The 22,537-nt window shown below is 39.9% G+C and carries 18 protein-coding genes and 1 pseudogene; 9 read left to right on the top strand and 10 right to left on the bottom strand.

All coding sequences use genetic code 11. The features are described 5' to 3' along the window. Positions 1-13: 13 nt before the first annotated feature. Positions 14-1,108 (top strand): ABC transporter ATP-binding protein, encoded by a 1,095-nt coding sequence (locus LNTAR_RS05970; RefSeq protein WP_007277754.1) that lies wholly within the window; start codon positions 14-16, stop codon positions 1,106-1,108. A 105-nt stretch (positions 1,109-1,213) separates the two neighbouring features. Here the strand turns inward: LNTAR_RS05970 and LNTAR_RS05965 are convergent, their stop codons facing one another. Further along, positions 1,214-1,921 (bottom strand): SDR family NAD(P)-dependent oxidoreductase, encoded by a 708-nt coding sequence (locus LNTAR_RS05965; protein WP_007277753.1) that lies wholly within the window; start codon positions 1,919-1,921, stop codon positions 1,214-1,216. Between the two features lie 7 nt (positions 1,922-1,928). Next, positions 1,929-2,351 (bottom strand): hypothetical protein, encoded by a 423-nt coding sequence (locus LNTAR_RS05960; protein WP_007277752.1) that lies wholly within the window; start codon positions 2,349-2,351, stop codon positions 1,929-1,931. A 387-nt stretch (positions 2,352-2,738) separates the two neighbouring features. Between LNTAR_RS05960 and LNTAR_RS05955 the strand changes: the two are divergent. Further along, positions 2,739-4,203 (top strand): annotated as a pseudogene (locus tag LNTAR_RS05955) (IS5-like element ISLar5 family transposase). An 880-nt stretch (positions 4,204-5,083) separates the two neighbouring features. On the opposite strand, the gene LNTAR_RS05945 reads toward LNTAR_RS05955, so the two are convergent. Further along, complete coding sequence (locus LNTAR_RS05945; RefSeq protein ID WP_007277747.1) at positions 5,084-5,542, bottom strand: SRPBCC family protein; 459 nt, start codon at positions 5,540-5,542, stop codon at positions 5,084-5,086. A gap of 189 nt (positions 5,543-5,731) precedes the next feature. On the opposite strand from LNTAR_RS05945, the gene LNTAR_RS05940 reads away from it, so the two are divergent. Beyond that, entirely contained in the window at positions 5,732-5,980 is a 249-nt protein-coding gene (locus tag LNTAR_RS05940; RefSeq protein WP_007277746.1) for a hypothetical protein, read from the top strand. Positions 5,981-6,482: 502 nt separating this feature from the next. Here LNTAR_RS05940 and LNTAR_RS05935 read toward each other — a convergent pair. After that, positions 6,483-7,163, bottom strand: a complete 681-nt coding sequence (locus tag LNTAR_RS05935; protein ID WP_007277745.1) for a 2OG-Fe(II) oxygenase family protein — start codon at positions 7,161-7,163, stop codon at positions 6,483-6,485. A 98-nt stretch (positions 7,164-7,261) separates the two neighbouring features. On the opposite strand from LNTAR_RS05935, the gene LNTAR_RS27530 reads away from it, so the two are divergent. Continuing rightward, the gene (locus LNTAR_RS27530; protein WP_162026357.1) at positions 7,262-7,564 is read left to right on the top strand and encodes a hypothetical protein; all 303 of its coding nucleotides are present in this window, start codon (positions 7,262-7,264) and stop codon (positions 7,562-7,564) included. A 40-nt stretch (positions 7,565-7,604) separates the two neighbouring features. Here the strand turns inward: LNTAR_RS27530 and LNTAR_RS05930 are convergent, their stop codons facing one another. Both LNTAR_RS05930 and LNTAR_RS05925 read right to left on the bottom strand, forming a co-directional pair. Then, the gene (locus tag LNTAR_RS05930; RefSeq protein WP_007277234.1) at positions 7,605-8,441 is read right to left on the bottom strand and encodes an IS3 family transposase; all 837 of its coding nucleotides are present in this window, start codon (positions 8,439-8,441) and stop codon (positions 7,605-7,607) included. Further along, positions 8,438-8,821, bottom strand: coding sequence for a transposase (locus tag LNTAR_RS05925; RefSeq protein WP_007277235.1), 384 nt, complete (start codon positions 8,819-8,821; stop codon positions 8,438-8,440). The genes LNTAR_RS05930 and LNTAR_RS05925 overlap by 4 nt, the downstream gene beginning before the upstream one ends. A 424-nt stretch (positions 8,822-9,245) precedes the next feature. On the opposite strand from LNTAR_RS05925, the gene LNTAR_RS05920 reads away from it, so the two are divergent. After that, positions 9,246-9,512, top strand: coding sequence for a YkgJ family cysteine cluster protein (locus tag LNTAR_RS05920; RefSeq protein ID WP_007277744.1), 267 nt, complete (start codon positions 9,246-9,248; stop codon positions 9,510-9,512). Positions 9,513-9,674: 162 nt separating this feature from the next. On the opposite strand, the gene LNTAR_RS05915 is transcribed toward LNTAR_RS05920, so the two are convergent. Next, on the bottom strand, positions 9,675-10,487 hold the full coding sequence (locus LNTAR_RS05915; RefSeq protein ID WP_007277743.1) for a transposase: 813 nt from the start codon (positions 10,485-10,487) through the stop codon (positions 9,675-9,677). Between the two features lie 176 nt (positions 10,488-10,663). Between LNTAR_RS05915 and LNTAR_RS05910 the strand changes: the two genes are divergently transcribed. Beyond that, positions 10,664-11,509, top strand: coding sequence for a DUF1670 domain-containing protein (locus LNTAR_RS05910; protein WP_007277742.1), 846 nt, complete (start codon positions 10,664-10,666; stop codon positions 11,507-11,509). 2 nt (positions 11,510-11,511) lie between these two features. Beyond that, positions 11,512-12,297: a DUF1670 domain-containing protein gene (locus LNTAR_RS05905; protein ID WP_007277741.1), complete on the top strand. Its 786-nt coding sequence runs from the start codon at positions 11,512-11,514 to the stop codon at positions 12,295-12,297. Between the two features lie 331 nt (positions 12,298-12,628). Here the strand turns inward: LNTAR_RS05905 and LNTAR_RS05900 are convergent, their stop codons facing one another. Then, entirely contained in the window at positions 12,629-13,984 is a 1,356-nt protein-coding gene (locus tag LNTAR_RS05900; protein WP_007277740.1) for a Fic family protein, read from the bottom strand. 230 nt (positions 13,985-14,214) lie between these two features. On the opposite strand from LNTAR_RS05900, the gene LNTAR_RS05895 reads away from it, so the two are divergent. After that, the gene (locus LNTAR_RS05895) at positions 14,215-16,857 is read left to right on the top strand and encodes a DEAD/DEAH box helicase (protein WP_007277739.1); all 2,643 of its coding nucleotides are present in this window, start codon (positions 14,215-14,217) and stop codon (positions 16,855-16,857) included. Continuing rightward, entirely contained in the window at positions 16,854-17,609 is a 756-nt protein-coding gene (locus LNTAR_RS05890; protein WP_007277738.1) for an SWIM zinc finger family protein, read from the top strand. The genes LNTAR_RS05895 and LNTAR_RS05890 overlap by 4 nt, the downstream gene beginning before the upstream one ends. Positions 17,610-17,885: 276 nt before the next feature. Here the strand turns inward: LNTAR_RS05890 and LNTAR_RS05885 are convergent, their stop codons facing one another. Next, entirely contained in the window at positions 17,886-19,079 is a 1,194-nt protein-coding gene (locus LNTAR_RS05885) for a tyrosine-type recombinase/integrase (protein ID WP_007277737.1), read from the bottom strand. A 294-nt stretch (positions 19,080-19,373) separates the two neighbouring features. Next, positions 19,374-22,535 (bottom strand): type I restriction endonuclease subunit R, encoded by a 3,162-nt coding sequence (locus tag LNTAR_RS05880; RefSeq protein WP_007277736.1) that lies wholly within the window; start codon positions 22,533-22,535, stop codon positions 19,374-19,376. Positions 22,536-22,537: the final 2 nt, after the last annotated feature.

Below are 22,537 nucleotides of genomic sequence, written 5' to 3'. Positions count from 1 at the left end.
CAGGAGTTTTATCATGGCCGAAGTTAATCTAAACAAGCTTAAGAAAGTCTACGATGGTGGAGTTATTGCCGTTCACGAATCAGATCTTCATATTGAAGACAAAGAATTTATGGTTTTAGTGGGTCCATCAGGCTGTGGTAAATCAACGACCTTGCGTATGATTGCGGGCCTAGAGGAAATCTCGGGTGGCGAGCTCAAAATTGGTGAGCGCCTGGTCAATGATGTTCCACCTAAAGATCGCGATATTGCCATGGTTTTTCAAAACTACGCTCTTTACCCCCACATGACGGTCTATGATAATATGGCTTTTGGCCTCAAGCTAAGAAAAACGCCTAAAGCGGAAATTGATAAACGTGTTCGTGATGCAGCGGAATCACTCGAACTCAGCGAATACCTTAAACGTAAGCCTAAAGCTCTATCTGGTGGCCAACGTCAGCGTGTGGCATTAGGGCGTGCCATTGTGCGTGACCCCGCAGTTTTCTTATTAGATGAACCACTTTCAAACCTAGATGCTAAAATGCGTGTAAGTATGCGTAAGGAACTCAAGCTACTTCACCAACGCCTGCAAACCACGATGATTTATGTAACGCACGACCAAGTTGAAGCAATGACACTCGGTAACCGCATTTGTGTCATGAGTCACGGTTATATTCAACAGGTGGGTAAACCCTTAGATGTCTATGATTACCCAGTCAATAAATTTGTGGCGGGTTTTATTGGAACACCCACAATGAATTTCCTAGAAGGTGAATTACTTGTGGAAGGGCAGAAAACATTCTTTACCAGTGACCATACACGTATTGAGCTTCCGAGTGACAAAGCCGATAAATGTCAATCTTACCTCGGCAAAGCTACCTTCGGTGTGCGTCCAGAAAAACTGACAATCACTAAAGACAAACCCGAGGGACTCTCTTTCTCTGGTAAAGTCGAATTCATTGAGAAATTAGGTGATACTCAACAAGTATTCTTAAAAGTAGGGGAGCAATCAGTTACGGCATCGGCAGAGGCACATTTTGATATTGAAGCGGGAGATGATGTGTATTTACTTCCCGACATGGAGAGAATTCATATCTTCGCGGGTGAAGGCGAGAATAACATCACGCTTTAAAAGTTGTTACAAGTCAATCGGAACTTGACTCTACATTCATCACGAGTCACTTTCAGTAGCCTCAAAGTTCATGCTATCTACGAGCGCGGGCTTCCAAAGTTATAACTACCATACAATAGAAGTCCCATCCCAATTTAAAAATTGACCATTTTGTTCGGGTGTTATCTTAGTGAGAACTGAATAAATTCTTTGAGCACTGAGCTCAGGACTATAGAGTTTGTCGGGGCGTACCTTGAAGGGTTTTGACATGGCGGAATCAGTTGTTCCTGGATGAATAGAAACAATACAGGCTTGACGATTTTTACGTTTCCATTCTATCGAGAGGTTGTGGATGAACATATTCAGTGCAGCCTTACTCATGCGATACGAGTACCAACCACCTAGGGAATTATCACCGATGCTTCCCACCATTGCCGACAATGAAGCCCAGAAAAAACTTTCTTTACCTTCAATGTGATTTTCCAGTGCTTGAGCTAACTTTATGTGAGATAAAACATTTACATTCATGCTATGTTGCAGCCATTTAGCGCTAATTTCACTCAATTGTTTTTCAGGCATATTCTCCCCATTATGCAGGATGCCCGCACATTGGATCACCCCATGAAAATTGAGTTTTTGTTCGTCTAATTGGATTTTGAAAGACTCATAACTTTCTTCATTGAGTAAATCAACACAAAATTGTTGTTCATTTGCTGACTTAGCACTTCGGCTCAAGCTCCATACATAATAATTCTCTTTCTCAAAGTGGATCCTTAAGGCTTTACCTAGAGCGCCGTCAGCCCCGGCAATGAGTATATTTTTTCGTGTGTTCATACACTAATTAAGCCGAAGCGTAGGTCTCCACAAAAAACCGATCCGTGTACTTAGCATTGCAGCCATGATGGCTATCCATAATTCGATGAATGCGCTTGCGTAGCATCGTTTTCTTAGCGGGAATACTTAAGTGAATCATGCCCCGTTGCAAATCCTGCCAGAGATCATCAATAGCTTTTTCTTCTGCCTCACTCACGATGCGGTGGATTTTACGGGAAATCATTGACCACACACCATGTTCCACTCCCGTAGGGTCAAAGGCTTTAATTCCTGAGGGACCATTTAGAATATAAAATTTACTTGAATCTAAACCCTCTTGCTTGAGTTCCTCTAGGGTTTCTAGAAAGTCTTGTTCGGATTCAAAATCACAGGAAATTCGATTCACTTCATAAGCGACATACTTCTTTGGGTATTGGGTATAATCTTTCATTTTTCAACTTCTCCTTATTTATAAGTTTATAATAATAAATAACTTAAGATTTTTCTTAAAAACAAATGTGAGCTCTAAAAACTCCATCCAACTCTGAGCGCTATCTTTCACTAAACCCTTGATTAGATAGATTTATAAATTTGCAATTTTTTTCATGGAGTCCTAAAATCGCAATCATAATTGATTGATAAATTAGTCAATACTGAGGCTTTAAATGCCTCTATTTCTAGAAATGTCAACAAAGTTATCTTTAGTGCACATTTGATTTTTAATAAGTAGGGCTCACTGATTAAGATATAAATGACTTATATACAATGAGATAAGTGTAATTCATGCTATGTTATATGTAAACAAAACCCCTCAAAACAGTCATTAGGTTTGCATAAGATGTATAAAAATACGGGCTCAGAGCCCAAAATGGCCAATTTACCTTATTTTCTAGATGGTACACTCAATATCAATAATCGCTGGGTCAAGTTAGCGGCAATAATACCTTGGACAGATGTCGAAGAAATTTATGCACTAAATTTCACCAGTCATACTGGGCCCAAAGCTCTTCCTGCAAGAACTGCATTTGGTTCCCTTATCATTCAAGTAAAGCTAAGTTTAACTGATGAAGAAACGGTAGAAATGATTTCTGAAAATCCCTATCTTCAATATTTCTTGGGCTTTGAAAGATATAAACAGGAAGCACCTTTTGATTCGAGCATGATGACTCATTTTCGAAAGCGTTTTGGCGCTCAGGACATTAAAGACATTGACGAACTCCTGCATACAGCGACACGTAAAAAAGAAGAGGATCTATGATGATTCAGACAATGATCCTCCATCAAATAAGGGTCTTTAATTGTTGATGCCAGTGTGTTCCTGCTGATATTCACTACCCAACTGACCTTGGGTTGCTAAATAAAGCCCGTGAAAAACTGAGGAAGTAATCGATATCCTTTGGTGTCATCGCTCAAATACAGAAGATAAAGTTAAGCCTCGAACTTATCGTGAAGATGGCAGGAAAAGCTTTTTAAGTATTGTTCTAAAAAAACGTGTTTCGAAAAAGAAAAGACGTGAGGTGATTAACAGACAACTCCATTGCGTAAGGAGGAACCTCGCCAGTATAGATGAACTCAAAAAGTATGCCGATCTTACTCTATTGAAGCCTAGTTTATATCGTGAACTTCTGGTGATCGGGACACTTTATCAGCAACAGCAATACATGTACGATAACAAAGTAACAAGCGTAGATGATCGCATCGTAAGTATTCATCAACCACATATCCGTCCCATAGTTCGGGGGAAGGCGGGAGCTCATACGGAATTCGGAGCAAAAATATCTATCAGTGTGGTCGATGGCTGGACCTTTACCGATACGATTAGCTTTGACTCTTATAATGAAGGGACCGAACTGATTTCACAAATTGAAAAATACAAAGAACGATTCGGTTATTATCCCGAATCAACACATGCTGACAAAATCTACCGAAACAAAGAAAATCGAGCACATTGTAAAAAGCATGGGATAAGGATAAGTGGTCCCAGTCTTGGAAGGCCTCCCAAAGATGAAAAATTACGTAAAGAACAAAAGGATATACAACGCCAAGATGAAGCTATAAGAAACCAAGTAGAAGGCTGTTTTGGTGTAGCCAAAAGACGCTATAAACTCGATCGCATTTTCACGAAAATTAAAGCGTCGTCTGAAACACTTATTGCTTTAATATTCATGGTGATGAACTTGGACAAGGCATTAGCCTTTTTATCACTTTTTGGCCAATATTATAAGCAGCTATTAGAACATTTTCTTAACTTTATAAGTATCATTAGCCAGGGTGAGCATCTCAAAAGACGAGTCATTCAGTAAGGCCTAAGTAGACAAAGTATGGCTTGTTAATTCTAATGTTAATATTATTTTAATTTAAAATGACTGATTGAATTTTTTTTAAACTCAAAATTGAGTAAATCATTAATCAGACCATAGATTATTAAACAAATTAGTATATGAGGCTTTGCCGTGAAAAAAGTTATTAATAGTAGCCCTTCACCAGTGAGTCATAAAGTATTAAAAAAGAGTAAAAAATCAGTGCTTGTTAAAAAACTAGTGGTAAAGAAGCTGAGTAAAGACCTGAAAACAATTAAAACGTCTCGGCTACTTTCATAATTAGAAGGGATCTAAGTGTGAAAATCCCTCAATATATAAGTGATTATTTCCACACACTGGTAGAATAATGACTGATTTCGTATACTAATCCATCTCTGTTCATTAATATAAAGTTCTATTTATCATGAGTTTGTGTATTTTTTTATGATTGTTGTTCCAGTTTATGCTACTTATCTTTTTATAACTTTAATAAGGAGATAGAATAATGAAACTTAGCCAAACCTCACTTGTAAGTTCAAGCTTTTTTAGTGAAACAAAAAAATATAAAAAGAACCCTGTACTCCAGAAGATCTCTTACTTTGTGTTTAAAATGGGATGGTCTGGTCGTAGTCGAATCTTTTAGATTGAGGTGATAAAATGAAACTTAATCATACCGCAGTTAAATGGGTAAATGAACCGAGTGAACCTAGAATTACAAGTCTAAAAATTTTAAAGACTAAGCGGGTCTTAGCAAAAGATTGCAGTTTATGCAGCGAAAATTGGATTTACTCAGAAAAGAGCCCTGTAAAAGCTTTTATTAAAAAACTTTTTTTCTGCTCAAAACGCTACTGCACCTGTGTACGTGATTAATGGATTGAATTTTTCAGTCGATACGGTCAAAACGTTCAACAAGAACCTTTTCCCGATAGTCAAAAATTTCTTTGAGTTTGCTCTCAATCGTTAATTTATTCAGTAGGGGGGCAATCAGTTTGAAGGGGGGCATATAGTGAATTTCATCCGTACATAAAACACCACCAGCTATTTCTTCAAAAAAGTGTTTATGGTGCCAAAATTTATAGGGCCCAAAGCGCTGCTCATCCACAAAAAATTCACCTTGGCGCACATGCGTTATTTCGGTGACCCACTTGACTTTAAAATTAAAGAGCGGGCTCACTGTGTAGGCGATGATTTGCCCTTCATACATCTCTTTACCTCCTCCCTCAATAATATCAAAACCCATGTAATCGGGTGTAATGACTTTTAGGTTTTCGGGGGCAGAGAAAAAATCCCAACATTGCTCTTTACTGACTTTTAGCTTGATCTGACGATAGAGTTTATACATAAAGGTGACTTTGATTTTTATTTTGAATAAATGCCAAAATCAATAAAAACAAATGCATCACTCAAGAACTTGAATTTCTCATCAACTTAATCAAAAAGAATCCAATAAGCTGAATGAAATATAAAATGGACCATGATAAAATATCAAAATGAGCTCTATTTTAGTAAAAATTAATCACAATGAGTTTATATGGATTACCACGCTGAAGAAAAGCCATCCACTGAAAGCACCTTGCAGCAACGCAAAGAGCAAGCTAAAAAAGATTTTATGAACATGAGTAGTGCTCAGCAAGCAAAAATCTTAAGACAACATAATCCCGAAGCCCTAGCCAAAATCGATCGCGAAATTGCCGCAAAAGAAGTCCGTTTTAAAAAAATCTCCCGCGTCTTCACTTTCCTTCTCGTCGCCGTCATCTTCTACATCCTCATTCTTAAATAATTTAGATCGCTTCACTTGGGACCGCTAAGCTCCAGCTTGGCAATTACGAATAAAAAGATCGCTGCACCTGGGACCGCCAAGCTCCAGCTTGGCAATTGCGGATAAAAAACCACTACGTTCAAAGATCGCTCATTACATTCACTGCAGATCGGGCTTCGCCCTGCAGTTGTTAGTTTTAAATTGTCCAATCGTAGATTTTTCTAACTGTGGAATCGTCAACTCAGGCCATCGGGCGTAATCTCAACTACTTCGTTCCGTCAATTCAGTGCTTTAGCGCGTCAACTCAGAAGCTCCGCTTCGTTTACTCGGTCCCCCTACCACCTGCCACCTAAGCGTCAGTCCTTTTAACTTTTGTGTCATTGCACACTCAGACCAATGGCGCTTGCAAATGACAAAAAGATTAAACCTAAACGAGCGAAGCGAGTGCAACTCAAGCCGAAGGCGTTCCCTTCAATTAAAAATTATCGCTCCGCCCCCTAAGCACGAAGTGCGCCTCCTGCTCTTATTTCGACCAGTACCAACTAGTGACGTTATAGCGGTGTTGCACTGAAGGATTAGCTTTAAATTTTTCGACCCAGTGTTCGGATCCTTTTGAGGACGGGTCAAATAAGATGCAGCGATTATAAAGAGGGCTAATCATTAGAGGATCATCGCCGCTACTTTTAAAAGTGAGCTCACCTCCAGAATGATAGTTCCAACTTTTATTTAAGTAGAGCAGCATGCAGACTTCTCTTCCGGGTGAATCATCAGCGTGTTGCTCAACAAAGTCGTCAGGACCTAAGCGAAAATAGTTCGTATTAATTTCTGGATCAGCAACCGTCTTATCAGTTAAGTGTACATTGAAAATACCTGATAAGAAGGACATGAATTCACCCCCACGTAAAAAGAATAAAAAGTCTTGAGCTAAACTGGGTTTGAGCATTTTTCCTTGCCAAAGATCGCGCTGAACAAAACGTTGATCATAGCTGGTTTTTTGCCATTCATCCTGATCGACATATAAAGAGGAGTAGCTATGCCTTTGACTTTTCCAATAATGTTCTTGCTGTAAAATCTTTACGACGGCATCGAGTTGATCTTCATTAAATAACTTATCGATCACAAGGTGGTTTGGGCAGGAATTTAACAAAGATTCGCGGTAGGTCACTACAGCAGAATTGCTTGTTCGCTCATGATTCAACCACATGAAAAACCTCCCTTATCGACCAAAACCAAAAAATTAATACTAAAGAGATGAACATAAGTCCTATTCTTTAATCTTTAAAATTCTTAAATGGAAATAATTTGATTAGAGCGCTGCACTTGGGATCGCCAAGCTCCAGCTTGGCAATTGCGAATAAAAAACCACTTCGCTGCACTTGGGACCGCCAAGCTCCAGCTTGGCAATTGCGAATAAAAAACCACTACGCTCAAAGATCTCTTCGCTGCAAGATCGTTCGCGTTGCTCACTGCAGATCGCTCATTTCATTCACTGCAGATCGGACTTCGCCCTTCAGTCATCAGTTAAAAACCTGTCACCTAAGCCGAAGGCGCCACCAAGAAGCTTTGCTTCGTTACCTAAGCTCGGAACGAGCTGTCAAGTCCTGAAAAATAGTTGTCACTTTTGTTTATGTTAATTGACTAATATTTATGCACATTGTGTTTCATGAACAACACTTGGAAATGAATATTCCAAAGCTGTATGAGGGCGACAATTATTGTATAAGTAAATAGCCTGCTTAATTGCTTTTTTAGCATCTTTAAAGTTCTTAAATGTTTCGCGTAAATGATATTCATACTTCAGTATTCCGTTGACTCTTTCAGCTTTTGAATTTTCATAGCAATGGTTTTCTTCAGTCATACTGACAGGAAGATTTCTATTCGTCAAGATTTCAATGTAATCGTGACAGCAGTACTGAGACCCACGGTCAGAGTGATGGATGGGGTATGACCCTTTTGGGAGACTTTTTAAAGCCATCTTTAATGCTTTGATACATCCTACAGCTTCTAAACTCTCTCCCACATTATAAGCAATAATTTTTCTAGAGAAGGCATCTGTGATTAACGCTAGATAAACAAAGCTTTTTGCAACTCTGATGTAGGTTATATCACAAACCCACACCTGGTTAGGTGCGGTTAACACCTTATCCTTTATTAGATTTTTGTAGACTTTAAAACGATGCCTAGAGTCAGTAGTTCGACAGTACTTCCTCTTTCTTTTGATTAATAGGCGTTCTTCGCGAGCTATATCGAATAAGCGATCTCGTCCTATCTGTATAGAATTCTCTTTGAAGTTATCTACTAACATATTCTGCAGCTTTCGAATTCCGAGCTCAGATTGAATGCAACGTTGTTCTTTAATAAGATCGATCACAAGTTTTCTATCTACTTCTTTTTTGGTGCTTAAAGATTTATTTTTATAGAAATTTTGCCGACTCATATGGAGGTGATTACAAAGTTGTTTAACAGTAAAGTGGCTATTCATTGATCTGACTCTTTTGACCGCTTCACACCGACTTTTTTTTTGAAGGCTTCTTTATCAGATACGCCGAACTCATCACAAGCTATATCAAAGTAAGCTTTATTCATAACATCACTTATCGCTAGTTCGGTTACTGTTTTCTCTAACTCAGCAATATGCTTTTTAAGAGCTTTAATCTCATCAATATCATTTTCTGTTTCCACTTTAATCACCTTTGGTAATAAGTCTGTTCTACCATACTTTTTGACCCAGGCTCTTACTGTACAAGAGCCTGATATCCCATAAGCTTGGCTCGCTTCTCCACAGCTTATAAATTTACCTTTGGAGATCTCGTTTACCACTTTTTGTTTAAATGATTCACTATATCTTATTGTATCTTTCATAGGTTTTTCCTATTTTAGATGACAACCTATATCAGGACAAGACAGCACCTCCTGCTACCTGATTCCTGAAACCTTGTAATTGTCTAACTGTGGAAACGTCAACTCAGGAACTTCGTTCCGTAATCTTAGGACTCAGTCCGTGAATTCAGCGCTTTAGCGCGTCAACTCAGAAGCTTAGCTTCATTACCTAAGCCGAAGGCGCAACCTAAGGCAACTTGTTGCCGCACCCCAAGCTCGGTACGAGCGCAACCTAAGGATCTCTGCTCCGCCTCCTTGAGCGTAGCGATCCTCCCGTGAGTTTACTCTGTCTTGTGGATTGCTTGGGCTTGGAGCTTTCTTTTATCATTTGGCATGACCTAGTGGAGTAATTAGGACTTTCTATCCCCCATCAATACTTTTCGCAATTTATTTGTAAGGACTGTCAATGAAAGAAGAATTTTCTTGTCGTCCGGGTTGTGGCGCTTGTTGTACTGCCATTAGTATTTCTGCGGCTATCCCTGGAGTTAATGGGGTGAAGCTAGCGGGTCAACGATGTCCTCAGCTCGATGAAGATAATCTCTGCTTGCTCTGGGATAATCCTCTGAGGCCCAAAGTTTGTAATAGCTATCAGGCTTCACGGGAATATTGCGGAGATAGCAATAGCGAAGCTTTGAAGCTTTTAGAAAGCCTAGAAACAGCAACGAATGGCTAGGAGTGGAAGACCGCTTCCTTGGGACCACCAAGCTCAAAGATCGTTCATTTCAGTCACTGCAAGACCGCTACGCTGAAAGAGTCAAGAGAGTTAGCTAGAAGGGGGGCAGTTATCGGTTAAAAGCTGGGCTTTTCTGAGTGCACTTGCAAGTAGGTTTTTGTCTTAATTCATAACTTTTTGATACCACGCTGGTTTTCTTTTTTCTAAAACCTGCAAATAGGTTTTTTCACAGTAGTTAGTCCTCGTTTTCCAGCATCGGTACATAATTCTTATCCATTTGTATGCTAAAGCTCTTAAGATGCAAAAATGAGGCATATTGAGAGCTTTTTTGTGATAATAAAATTCATGAGCCCAGATAGATGATCGGATTGAATTGTTAGCAAATTCCACAAAGCTAAGCTGAGTGAATCTATCACACAAAAGCCTCCTTCTCACAATATTCATCTTTCCACTCTGAATTGTTACAGGTGCTACTTCACTAGTCTTTAAGACTTCTTCTACTGATTGAAAACGTTCTCTATCATCTCCAAAGAAAGCCATGAGTCGAGGTCCAATACTTGGTCCTGCTCCTGGAAAGGAATGAAATAGTTCATAGTCCTCATGTTCTGTATAGATCTTCAAAATCTTTTTCTCATAAGCTTTAATAACTTCATTCAAGCTTTTGATTCGCACACAGAATTGTCGAGCTACGAATACATAACAGTCTAACTCATCTTTATCGTGTACAACAACAATAGAACTACGTAAGGCTTTAACTCTTTCTTTTGTTTTTTTACTACTGGTACTTCTCTTATTAAAAAATTTCGTGATCCCAATTTGATGGGCATTAAGAATCGACTGCGGACTTGGATACTTATCTAGGAATTCCATAAATATTTCTGCGTACAGATGGTTGCCAACTACTTTAAGGGCTTGTGGATAATAAATTTTAAGCAACGCAGTTAATTGATTAGTTAAACTTGTTCGATCATCCACTAAATTTCTTCTGCGAAGAGTTAACTTTTTCAGACTTCCCTTTGAGAAGGAAGAGTCAGCTTTATTAACTTTATTCCGATACGGGCGTATACCCGCTAAAGATTTAGGGCTCTAAAAATAGCATGGGACATCCCTTATATTAATTGTGAAAAAGCAAAAACAATAAGGAGTATCCCATGATATCAGATACAATAAATCGTAAAGAAGGCAGTAGCAAACGACTTGCGCTCAGAAGTAATACCTCAACCCTGGTTAATGTCATTGTTGAGGGAACCAGTTGCTCACGCTTTGAATCAGAAGTCATAGCCGACAAAGCAGTGGAGGTATTTGGCATCGGCCCATATAGTCCAGACGCCGAACTGCAGCCAGGTCAAATGAAATGGAAGGCAATAAGTGCTTTGGAACCTGCGGGAAAACCTCTAGCAGCTTGTCAATTCAAAATCATCACCCTTACGGTTCACCAGCTTGAGGATGATCAAGAAGTGTATTTGAAGTATGGCCGCTCAGCCAAGCGAGCCAATCAAATTGTTCGGATGTGTGAGGAATGCTATGATCAGGAGTGTTTACTGACTCAGGAAGATTTAGCTTGCATACTGGATTGTGATGTAAAAACGGTGCGCAATGACATTCGTGATTATCAAAAGAAACATGAATGCCTTGTTCCAACCCGGGGAAACAAAAAAGATATCGGCCCAGGTATTACCCACAGAACAAAAGCCATAGAGAAGTTTATCCAAGGTGAATGTCCCGAGGATATAGCCCGTAATATGCAACATTCTCTCAGGGCTATAGAGCGTTATATCACATCTTTTTGTCGTATAGTCCATTGTCAAAGCGAAGTTTCTGATACTTTGAAAACATCCTTGATCGTAGGTTGTTCATTAGCTTTGACCAACAAATGCCTTGACCTTCGAGATCAGTATATGAAAACAGCTGCGTACCGTGAGCGCTTGGAAGAAATACAGACTATGGGCACCCGTTTTTGGGAAAGTGTAGACTCTAAAAAAAAGGCTGGGCAATAGACATGAAAGATAAACTCGTTAATAAAAAAGAGTCGAAACCTGAGCCAGCCTGGACTAAAAAGGATTTTAAAGCTGTACTCATGAATTTCTTTCTTCAGCATTGTCCGCAGCTCGGTGGCGAGCTCTTAGTAGAACGTCTTGTTTTAGAGCTCATTAAAACTATTGAAACCTATTATCCCGCAACAGAAAGAATGAAAATGGGACAAGCTTTGTGGTACGCAGTTGATGCCGCAGAAACAGCCGGTTATGGCAAAGCCCTTGAACGATGTAAGCTCGTTCCTGTTGTTTTAGATATGATTCACGATGATGATATTGAAGCGTATTTAGCCAAGGAGAAGAAACGTAAACGCAATATAACGAAGGTTGTTCGAATCTTTGATCAAACTTATCAACAGGGAGGCGTCTTAACCCTTGCTGATGCTGGCTCCATCATGGGGCTTTCTCCAAGTACAATCTCTTCATATCTAAGAGAATATGAAAAAGAACATAACAGATTGGTCCCTCGGCGAGGTACAATTCATGATCTTGGTCCCACGCTGACTCATAAGCGTATTATTTGTATAAAACATTGTTATGAAGGAAAGTCTATTGAACAAACCGCTCGGGAAACAACACACTCAGTTCGAGCTGTTACGCGATATACCAATGATTTCAAAAGAGTTCAGACTTGCTTAAAGGAAGGTTGGAAAGTCGAAAAAATAGCTGCCGCTACAGGATTATCGAAATCTTTGACTCAGGAGTATATAGATCTAATTGAAAATAAACCACAGGAGGAGACAGAAGGCTGATTAAGAGCTAAAATCAACTACAGGGTATGTTCCCTTGCGGGCATAGACCCTTATTTTAGTACCGAAGGTGGGACTTGAACCCACACGACCGAAGCCGGGGGATTTTGAATCTACTTATGGGTAAAAAAAGAAGTACTTTTATTACACTTATCGAATGTTTCGTACTTAAATAGTACTCAGTTCATAATGGTTCATTTCAGTGCATAAAAAAGCAAAGTGCTACAAAAGTGCTACAAAACCAAATTCTCTACACTCGTGTTTTTGACAATTCTCCGAAACGCGAAAGACACTCTATTTCTAGACTTAATCATCATTCGAAACTGACTTTGAGTTAGCTTTCCCATGACTCAATGATTTTCTCTTGACTACGAATACTAAACACCCATTCTCTTCCTAGCTTCTTCTTTTCAAAGAGGCCCAAAGCCACTAAATCATTGAGTACGCTAGCTGCAGTGTTATAGGAACAATTGAGGTTGTCTTTTACGTTCATAGCTGTAAATGTTAGTGCCCCTTTATTCTTAGCCACCTGGAAGACCGTTTTTTGCTTTTCGTTGAGTTTACCAAATAAACCCGATGCCCATAACCAATTATTGAATTGAGCTTCTTGCTTGAGAGTTTTTTGGTATGAATTTTTAAACTCATTTATAGCTCTAAAAACTATATCACTTTGATAATCTAAGAAATAAGTTAAATCCATATCATCGGTTTCAGTATAAAGGTAACTTTTCCCATACTTGACCGGGGCCTGCTTTAATAAAAGACTAATAGCAATATATCTAAAGGCCGAAAAATCATTTTTAAACAGGTACCAATAAAAAAGGGCCCTAGCGACTCGACCATTACCGTCTCTAAACGGATGTTCATAGCCGATAGAAAAATGTAAGGTTATCGCCTTTAACAGAGGATGCAGATAACTGTCGCTGTTGATATCGTCATGAGCTTGATTCGTCCATTCTGTAAGTTTTTCCAATCGTTGCTCCAGCCCTTCCGCTGGCGGAGGCGTGTGCACAGTGTTCCCATCAGCATCCACGACTTCAACGTCGTCCGAGTTTCTAAGAACACCCGGAAAGTAATGATCGTCATCTATGTCTTCAACACCAACTTTGTGAATCTCTAAAATCAAGTCTAGCGATAATTCCTTGTGCCTATTCTGCCAAGTAAATTGCATCATCTTAAAATTACCTAGAATCATTTTTTCATCAGGCGTTCTAGGTTTTCTTTTGCGTTTAAGCATATCTTTAGCAATTTTGGTCGTCGTAGCAGCACCCTCTAATTGACTACTACTTATAGCCTCATCTTCAATCAAGTCATTCAGAAGATATTCCAGATGCTTTTCTTCGCCAATTTTACTACACATCCATTCTAGAGAGGCCGTCGTTGTATTTCGATCCGTTTCAGACATGGCCTTTTGAATTGTAGGGGTTAAATAATAATGACAGGCCTGCACAGGCTCACCGATTTCGATAAGCTTCTTCAATTGTTTCTCTCTGGCACTTTTAATAACTGACCAAACTAGATCTTCATCTAAGCCCTTGGGGATTCGATAGGTTATTTCATCAAAAGGTAGGTAGCGTCCTTTACTATCTACAGGCGAAAATAACTCCAGATACTGTCCCAGCAGATCCGGGGAATCTTCGGAGATACAGTTAAATGGATTTTGAACTCTTGTCTTTGGAGGAAACTTCATTGTTTATATCTCAATTATCATTCATTTTGAAATAACAATACACCCATAATCTTAAGTTGTCTCAATTATCATTGAAATTGAAATGAATATTTTTATCTTTTTAATCCCTTGGAGCATTCAGCCAGGGAATTCAAGTAAATCACCTCTTTTGGAGACAGGAAAAATAAGTCTCCATTCTTTATCTTTTCGATCTATGCGTCATATTGATTTCATTAATTATAGGATGCTCTATGGAACTCGATTTTATTTTATTAGCTAATCAGCACTTGCAGACTGATTGGCGCAAGCCAAGCAAACGCCTTGGTAAAGCTCAGGAAGAACTTCAGCAAAAAACAAACACTCATTTCGATTTATCACCTCAAGAAGCCTTATTCCATTTAGCTTTTGTGGACGAGTTTAGTCAGCTATCTAGTAATCTTCATTTTTGGCGACGCTTTGCACTTTATTTTGTCGAGACTCTACGTATGACTCCTTCCCTCGAAGAGTTCCGTGACAAACAAGTCATCGCGCCTGATCAGACGCAACTCAGCAAGCTCATTGATAGCGCGCCTTTTTTTAGTGGTTCCGAATATCTGAATTCCGACTGCTTAGAATTTCACTGGCAAGCCCTCAACAATTATTTCTCCGACAAGATCAAAAAATTCAAAGGCAGCTGTTCCGAGTTCTTTCAGCAATTCAACCCCGATATTCATCTCATTGGCAAAATCTATTTTCACCTCGTGGAGAATAAAAAAGGCGCTAGCCCCTTTGCCTTCATGGCGACTTATTCTGCGGGTCTCAATGATCAGGGCACGGTGCGCCACCGGCCTTTGAGTTACGCTTTAACTGAATATGAGAAAGATCAGGAGAAACTTATCGAGCTTTTGAGCACGGTTCAAAACGCAGCTGAAGAAAGTCCTTATCTAAAGACAGTTCTCGAGTCTGGCGAACTCTTTTATCCATTGGGACTCAGTCCAGAAGATTGCTTTACCTTCCTAAGCGAGATCCCACTCTACGAAGCTCAGGGTATTCAATGCCGCGTGCCCAATTGGTGGCGCAGCGGTCAGAAGGGAGCCTCCTTAAATGTCAGCTTTGGCGAGAAGAAAAAATCGCTTGTTGGAATTGAATCACTCATCGACTTCCATGCCTCGATTCATCTCGATGGTCTGGAACTCACACTTGAAGAAGCGCAGGAGATCTTAAAGAGCTCACAAGGTTTATCTTTCATCAAAGGTAAATGGGTAACCGTAGATCACGATAAGCTCAGTAAAGCCCTGCAAAATTGGCAGGATGCAAACGAACTCATGGATGGCGATCTTCGCTTGGGCGATGCGCTTCGCTTAGTTCTTTCCAATGGCGATAATTTACTTGGCGCCACAGTTGCGGACGAAGAAGTCGAGGTCTCCTGTGGAACCTGGCTCAATGAAGTATTAGAGAAAATGCGTTCTCCAGAGCTTCTCAAAGAAGCTAAGGTTCACAAGGACTTTCAAGCCACCCTGCGACCTTATCAGCAACTCGGCCTAAATTGGCTAACTGTGCTCGATTCGCTACAGTTCGGTGCTTGCTTAGCCGATGATATGGGACTCGGAAAAACGGTTCAAGTCATCGCCTTGCTCAATGGTCTTCGTCGTAAAAAAACTAGCAGTACTTCACTTTTAGTCGTGCCCGCTTCGTTGATTCACAACTGGGCGGGTGAATTATTGAAATTTGCCCCCAAGATTAAATTTGCTATTGCTCACCCCGGCGGAGGTGACTTCCTCTTAGGCAAAGATGAAAATATTGAGGATTTCAATCTCATTATCACAACTTATGGTTTAGTGAAACGTGATAAGCGACTCAAGGAACAGCTCTGGCATTACGTTATCTTGGATGAAGCCCAAGCTATTAAAAATGCCGGCACAGCACAAACTAAGGCGGTTAAGGCTCTTCAAAGTAAAAATCGCTTGGCACTCACTGGTACGCCTATAGAAAACTCCCTGGGTGATCTCTGGTCTTTATTCGACTTCCTCAACCCCGGTTTACTGGGCAATAAAAAAGAGTTCACCCGCTTAGCAAAATCAAAAGACCTATCTCGCATACGTCAGGTCATTAGTCCCTATATCCTACGCCGTTTAAAAACTGATAAATCTATTATAGTGGACTTGCCTGACAAAGTGGAAATCAATAGCTTTGCCGAATTGAGTAAAGAGCAACTGGTACACTATAAATCCGAAGTTGATAAGCTACGCGAAGCAATCGCAGATAGCGAGGGCATTCAGCGTAAGGGTCTCGTTTTATCCTCACTCATGAAGTTCAAGCAGATTTGTAATCACCCCGATCAATTTCTTGGCGGAGGCCCCTACAAGACCACCGAGAGTGGTAAGTTCCAACGCCTCATGGAAATTTGTGAAACCATCAAAGAAAAACGTGAGAAAGTTCTTGTCTTCACGCAGTTTAAAGAAATTACCGAGGAATTAGCCAAATTCATGGAGAGCTATTTTGGCCATTCAGGACTCGTTTTACACGGCTCGATTTCAGTCAAAAAACGTAAAGAAATGGTAGCTCGTTTTCAGAGCGATGAATACGTGCCTTTCTTCATCTTATCCATCAAAGCAGGGGGGACGGGTTTGAACTTAACCGCTGCAAATCATGTCGTTCACTTCGACCGTTGGTGGAACCCTGCGGTAGAGAATCAGGCGACCGACCGTGCCTTCCGTATCGGCCAGAAAAAGAACGTCATGGTTCATAAGTTTGTTTGTAAGGGTACAATCGAAGAAAAAATCTCCACCATGCTCGAAGATAAGCAAAAAATCTCCGACGAAGTCCTCAGCTCTAGTGGTGAAGCCGCCTTCATTACCGAAATGGAGAACGATGAGCTCATTGAACTCTTTAGCCTCAGCGGAGAGCCGTCATGAGTCGCTACGGTAACTACGGTGGTTTTGGTGAATACGAAAGTAAGGCTCAAAAACTCGCTAAATCAAAAAAGAAGATTGCCGCCCTCAAAAAGAAAAATCCAGATATCGAACCCATCCTCATCGAGGGACGCCTACTTGCTAGAACCTGGTGGGGCAAAGCTTGGAATGCTAACTTAGAGAAATACTCCGATCTTAGTAACCGCCTCGAACGTGGACGCAGTTATGTCCGCAACGGCTCGATTCTCGATCTGCAAATTCACGCCGGTTATATCACAGCTCAGATCATGGGATCGGGTTCCAGTATCTATAAATGCCGCGTCGATATAAGTCCACTCTCAGAAAAAACCTGGCAAATCATTAAAAAACAAAGCTCCGGTAGCATCGCTTCTATAGGTGAATTACTGTCCGGAAAATTCCCCAAGGAAATGCAGGAGCTCTTCGCCGCCAAGAGTGATGGCCTTTTTCCCGCATCTAGCGAAATTAAAAAATCTTGTGATTGCCCCGACTACGCCAGTTTGTGCAAACACCTTGCCGCGACACTTTATGGTATCGGTGCTCGTTTTGATCATAAGCCTGAACTCATCTTCACCCTGCGTGGTATTGATTCAAGCGAACTAGTGAGTGCTGTTGTCGAAAGCCACAAGGACGACCTCATAAGCCGCGCCAAAAAAGCGAATAAAGAACGTCAGCTCAAACTTAAAGATAAGCAATTATCCAAGCTCTTTGACATAGATTTCGAAATGCCTGATTAAGTTTTTAAGTAGCCTTTTGGGTAAGACTCAAGCCTTATGATAAGGGCGGTTTTTATGCTTTTGTTTCACATTGATATTGCCCCGGATTATACCTCTAAGAGGCACAGAAAAACACAATTTTCACGAGGGGGCTGTAGCCTAGTGTTTTTGAGGCGTAAATACTTTATTATAAGTCAAGTGAGTGAAAGTAAATAATTGACCTACGGCTTCGGAGTGCATTGTTATGAACTGAGATGAATAGAGGAGAACTCAATGCAAAGTTTCACATAGAAAACGTCATGTATCAGATCTTAGAATTGATATAAGGCTTTTACGGTTTTGACGCCAATTAGAATCATCCATTGATTCTAACAGAGACAGCAAATGATCGGTATTCAGGTGCTGTTTTTTAGTGCTAGTTGGTTCAAGCCATTTACGAGTAGATTCGACGTCGATGTGGGTGTAGTGGCGGGTCATGGCAGGAGAACCATGCCCGACGATGGCTTGGACGATGGATTGGGGTACACCATTCTTAGCGCATTCACTAACAAAGGTATGGCGAAAAGAATGGAAGCCAACTTTTCCATCTGTTATTTTTAGATCAGTGAAGAGGTCCTGGATATAGCGGCTGAGACTATATTGGTCACGTGAGTAGAGTGCAGCCATTTGAGGTAAAAGATATACACTTGGTTTACCTTTTTGCTTGATCCATAAAAAGATTTTTTTGAGCTCGCTGAGAATAGGGAGCTGAATGACTTTTTCTTGTTTAGCAGTTTTGGACGGCATAAAAGTGAGTATATCTCGATCTAGGTCGATATCAGCCCACTTTAATAAGGCTGCATCTTTAAGGCGCATGCCAGTGTAAATTCCTATATTGCATAGAGCCCAGTCATCAGACTTCGGGAGATTTTTTAATAAATCAATTTCTTCACTATTTAGTTCACGCCATGATTTTTTTTGTTGGCGCTTAGTAGCGAAGCCATCGAAAGGGTTAATGTGAACACCACATTCTTTGCCCACAGTCATAAAGTAACGTTTCAAGAAGTTATTATATTTGTTATAGGTGCCAGAAGCCACGGTTAAATTTTCTAAGAATTCATCTGCCATGGCAGCGTTGATTTCATCGACATATTCCAGGTTAGAATAATGTTTCTCTAAGAATTTTACTAATTTGGACCAATATTGTGAATAGCGTACCAAAGTTAAGTCACCGCTATCGAGACGTTTTTTTGATTTGTTGTAAATCGACCAACCATCTTTTATAGGAATCCGCTTGTCGGAAACCAAGCCTTTAGCTTTAGCAATAAACTCTGCGGCTTCTAATTCACTGTTAGCTTTTGAGGGAGCTAAGAGATCTTTGGCTTTTTTATCAGCTTCAAGTTTATTTTTTGTTTTACGTGAGACTGTCTTTTTCTTGCCGTTTACTGAGAAACGAAGGTAGTAGGTATCACCTCGTTTAAATATGTTTCCTTGACCTTTTGCGCGTGCCATAATTATTTACTTCAGCTCCATTCATATCAGTTCTACTCTGATCATAAGTTTACTACAAAAAAAAGCAAAGTGCTACATAAGTGCTACAAAATGAATTATTTCGGCAAAGAAAAAGCCTCAGTAACTTGTGTAAGTTACTGAGGCTTAGCGTAGTACCGAAGGTGGGACTTGAACCCACACGACCGAAGCCGGGGGATTTTGAAGCCATAGCATAAGCACAAATCACTTTTTCTAAAAGTCTTTCTGGTCAACGTTTTTTAATGTAGCCTAAAACCTTAGGGTACCCACTTAATTTCAAGGAGCCTTAAGTTCAAAACCACCATCCAGAATGAAGCGGCGCAACAACTTATCGACTTCAATATTCATCTTGATAATTGATAAGGAGTTTCCGTCTCTAGCTTCGAAATATGATTTCGCTAAAGCTTTATCAACAGAGTTTTTTAAATCATCTAAGCGACCGTATTCGTTAATAGTCTTCTCATTCACTCCAATCGTCATAAGTTCGACTAGCTTTGCTTCATCTAAGTTAAAAGCCTTAACGATAGCTTTGATCTGCTCTGCTTCGACCTGAGTTTGATACTCTGTTATGTAATCTCTAAAATTTCTTCCAGGTTGAATTTGCAGTGCCCCTTTCTGGATTTCATGAAGCAGTATATTGGCATATTTCTGCTCTTCCTGAGAAAGAGATGCAAATGACTTATGAAGTTCATTTTGTGTCTGCTCGACTTCCTCAGGGGAAGAGGCTTCTTGCTTTAAGACTCTTAAGTACTTTTCAAAACGACTATTCATATAGTCCGTATCAATTTTACCCGTATCAATTTCCGTAATGTGCGAATAGACATCATAGGGAATTGCAGGAGCACCTGATCCAGCACCTTCACCTGTTCCACTCTCAAAAAGTTCTTTATAACGTTGAACAAGAGCATGGTAGATGGGCTCATCAAACGCGAGTTCAATCGTAGATTTTTCAAAAGTATAAACCGTCTTATCCCAATCAAAGCCCTGAATATTAGCGGCATCTAAATGATCATTAAAATCCTTAAACAATTTAGCGAATTGAGCACAAACAGACGAGTCCGAAGGAAGCTTTTCAAACTCCTTTATCTCGGCATTCTCAAAGAGCTCCTCAATTTCTGAATAAAGCGCATTCATCTTTTCGAGATTCTTTTCAAGAGGATCAACAAAAAGGCCAATCTTCTTGTCGCCCGAGTAGGCTTTCACCGCATCATCAATATTGCGTTCCATTGTATGTGGGTAACGATAATAACGAATAGTCCCAAATGGCTTATTCGGACCAAACAAACGATTGGTACGCGAGAAAGCCTGGATGATATTCTCATATTCTAAAAGCTTATCTATGTAGAGCGTATTTAGCCACTTTGAATCGAATCCAGTAAGCATTTGATTAACCACTATCAGTAAATCCAACTGCTGATCGTTCTCCAATCTCTTATAGCTTTCTTTATGTGCTAGGCGGTTTGATAAATCTTTTTTAAACTTAGCATGCCTCGCAAAATCAAATTTTTGATTATACAAAGTATTATAGTCAGTCATGATTTCCTCTAAGCCCTTCTGCTTAAATAAGACATCACCATTGTTCGTATCGTCATTATCAATATTAGGGTCAAATAAAGCCGAAATTTTCAAGTCTGGCTTAGCCACTTTAAAACGACGGTAATACTGAATAGCTTCAGAAATACTACTGGTGGCAAAAATGGCATGGAACTTATTGCCCTGACTATATTGTGTCCAGTTACTCACAATATCATCGACTACCGCCTGCGGATGCTCATCTCCCAAATATTGCGCTTTAGGAATATAATCTTCAATGCCTTTAACCCATTTGCCCAATTCATCTTTATAACCAGCCATCGGCACATTATTCATGTAGTGATTATAAACTTCTGTCTTTTTCTCATCCGCAAAGACTTCTTCTTCCGAGCCAGCCTTGGCTTTTTCTAAAGCAATCGCTCTGCGTAAATCCTTATCTTTAAAAGTAGAAACCTTATAAGGATCAAAACCCAATACGTTTTTATCTCGGATACCATCCGCAATGGTGTAGCGATGTAATTCATTACCAAAGATATCGCTTGTCGTGCTATTGTTTTTCTTATTTTCTTCATCAATGGGCGTACCTGTAAAACCAAAGAAGAGAGCTTCCGAAAATGTCTTTTTAATAACGCTTAGCATATCACCAAACGTTGAGCGATGAGCTTCATCAATAATAAAAACGACTCTTTTTTCGCGAATTAACCTTATATCTTCACTATTTGTCGCTTTACTAATGTCATCTACATCTTCAAAGACATTACTCATTTTTTGAATTGAGCTAACAATAAGTATATCTTTAGCATTTTTGAGCTTATCGACCAACATATCGGTATTATCAGTCGCTTGTACGTCATCCTTATCATCAGCAAAGTTTTCGTACTGCTCTAAAGACTGAGTTCCTAACTCTATGCGATCCATTAAGAAAACCACTTTATCCGCATTGTTAGACTGAGCAATCAATTGAGCAGATTTAAAGCTCGTCATCGTTTTTCCCGAGCCAGTGGTGTGCCAGATAAAACCGCCTAAACTATCACTGTGTGATCCATTCTCATGCCACTTATGTTTTGCTACTGCAGATGATATCTCCTTAGCTGCATTGTATTGATAACTGCGCATGACTTTCAAAATGCCATCACTATTATCTGCCACTGTATAGTAACCTATTAACTCGTGAGCCATGGGAATAGAAATGAGCGTCTCTGCAATTTTTTTCCAATCATTCATGGGCTCATTATTAAAATCCGCCCAATTAAAGAAATAATCGCTATTGAACTTCCCATCGCTTCCTGTATTCGCAAAATACTTAGTCTCTTCAGGAGTCATGGCGACAAAAACTTGTACTAAGGAAAAGAGACCTGTAAAAATTCCTTCGGCGGAGTACTTCTGGATTTGATTACTCGCTTGATTAACTGAGATCCCACTGCGCTTAAGCTCCAAATGAATCACTGGCATACCATTGATCAGCAGCATCAAATCACCACGGCGATCATTAAAGAGTTTCGACCCTCGTTTGAATTTGGGTTGCTGAACAATTTGGTAGCGACTTTGACCCGCAGCAATTTCCTGACGGTCATATATCTTTAAGCTCACTTCTTTGCCTAAGTGAAGTTTGTCCTCTGGATTATCGCGCTTTATGGAAACTGTTTTCCCATTAATAAAGTTATTGAGTTTCAAAGGAGTCTTTAATTCAGTAATTTGCTCGATGATCTGCTGCATCTCACCACCTGTAAGTGGCACATCATTGAGGCGATCAATATCCCGATTATTCTCAAATAGAATATTCGCCCAGTTTTTTAGTAAATCTTCTTCCCTTGGGTTCTTGATAACTTCATTTTCCCAACCTTTATCTTTCAGTACTGCGATAAGGGCTTCTTCAAATTCTGCTTCTGTTTTAAATGTGCTCATAC

The organism is Lentisphaera araneosa HTCC2155 (genome assembly GCF_000170755.1).
In the GTDB taxonomy this organism is placed as follows: Bacteria; Verrucomicrobiota; Lentisphaeria; order Lentisphaerales; family Lentisphaeraceae; genus Lentisphaera; species Lentisphaera araneosa.
Note: the sequence above shows the minus strand (reverse complement) of the source record. Positions and strands in the feature narration are given on the sequence as shown.

Coding starts and splice junctions, on each gene's coding strand:
- LNTAR_RS05970 (WP_007277754.1), top strand. CDS start 14: ATGGCCGAAGTTAATCTAAACAAGCTTAAGAAAGTCTACGATGGTGGA.
- LNTAR_RS05965 (WP_007277753.1), bottom strand. CDS start 1,921: ATGAACACACGAAAAAATATACTCATTGCCGGGGCTGACGGCGCTCTA.
- LNTAR_RS05960 (WP_007277752.1), bottom strand. CDS start 2,351: ATGAAAGATTATACCCAATACCCAAAGAAGTATGTCGCTTATGAAGTG.
- LNTAR_RS05945 (WP_007277747.1), bottom strand. CDS start 5,542: ATGTATAAACTCTATCGTCAGATCAAGCTAAAAGTCAGTAAAGAGCAA.
- LNTAR_RS05940 (WP_007277746.1), top strand. CDS start 5,732: ATGGATTACCACGCTGAAGAAAAGCCATCCACTGAAAGCACCTTGCAG.
- LNTAR_RS05935 (WP_007277745.1), bottom strand. CDS start 7,163: ATGTGGTTGAATCATGAGCGAACAAGCAATTCTGCTGTAGTGACCTAC.
- LNTAR_RS05930 (WP_007277234.1), bottom strand. CDS start 8,441: ATGAATAGCCACTTTACTGTTAAACAACTTTGTAATCACCTCCATATG.
- LNTAR_RS05925 (WP_007277235.1), bottom strand. CDS start 8,821: ATGAAAGATACAATAAGATATAGTGAATCATTTAAACAAAAAGTGGTA.
- LNTAR_RS05920 (WP_007277744.1), top strand. CDS start 9,246: ATGAAAGAAGAATTTTCTTGTCGTCCGGGTTGTGGCGCTTGTTGTACT.
- LNTAR_RS05910 (WP_007277742.1), top strand. CDS start 10,664: ATGATATCAGATACAATAAATCGTAAAGAAGGCAGTAGCAAACGACTT.
- LNTAR_RS05905 (WP_007277741.1), top strand. CDS start 11,512: ATGAAAGATAAACTCGTTAATAAAAAAGAGTCGAAACCTGAGCCAGCC.
- LNTAR_RS05900 (WP_007277740.1), bottom strand. CDS start 13,984: ATGAAGTTTCCTCCAAAGACAAGAGTTCAAAATCCATTTAACTGTATC.
- LNTAR_RS05895 (WP_007277739.1), top strand. CDS start 14,215: ATGGAACTCGATTTTATTTTATTAGCTAATCAGCACTTGCAGACTGAT.
- LNTAR_RS05890 (WP_007277738.1), top strand. CDS start 16,854: ATGAGTCGCTACGGTAACTACGGTGGTTTTGGTGAATACGAAAGTAAG.
- LNTAR_RS05885 (WP_007277737.1), bottom strand. CDS start 19,079: ATGGCACGCGCAAAAGGTCAAGGAAACATATTTAAACGAGGTGATACC.
- LNTAR_RS05880 (WP_007277736.1), bottom strand. CDS start 22,535: ATGAGCACATTTAAAACAGAAGCAGAATTTGAAGAAGCCCTTATCGCA.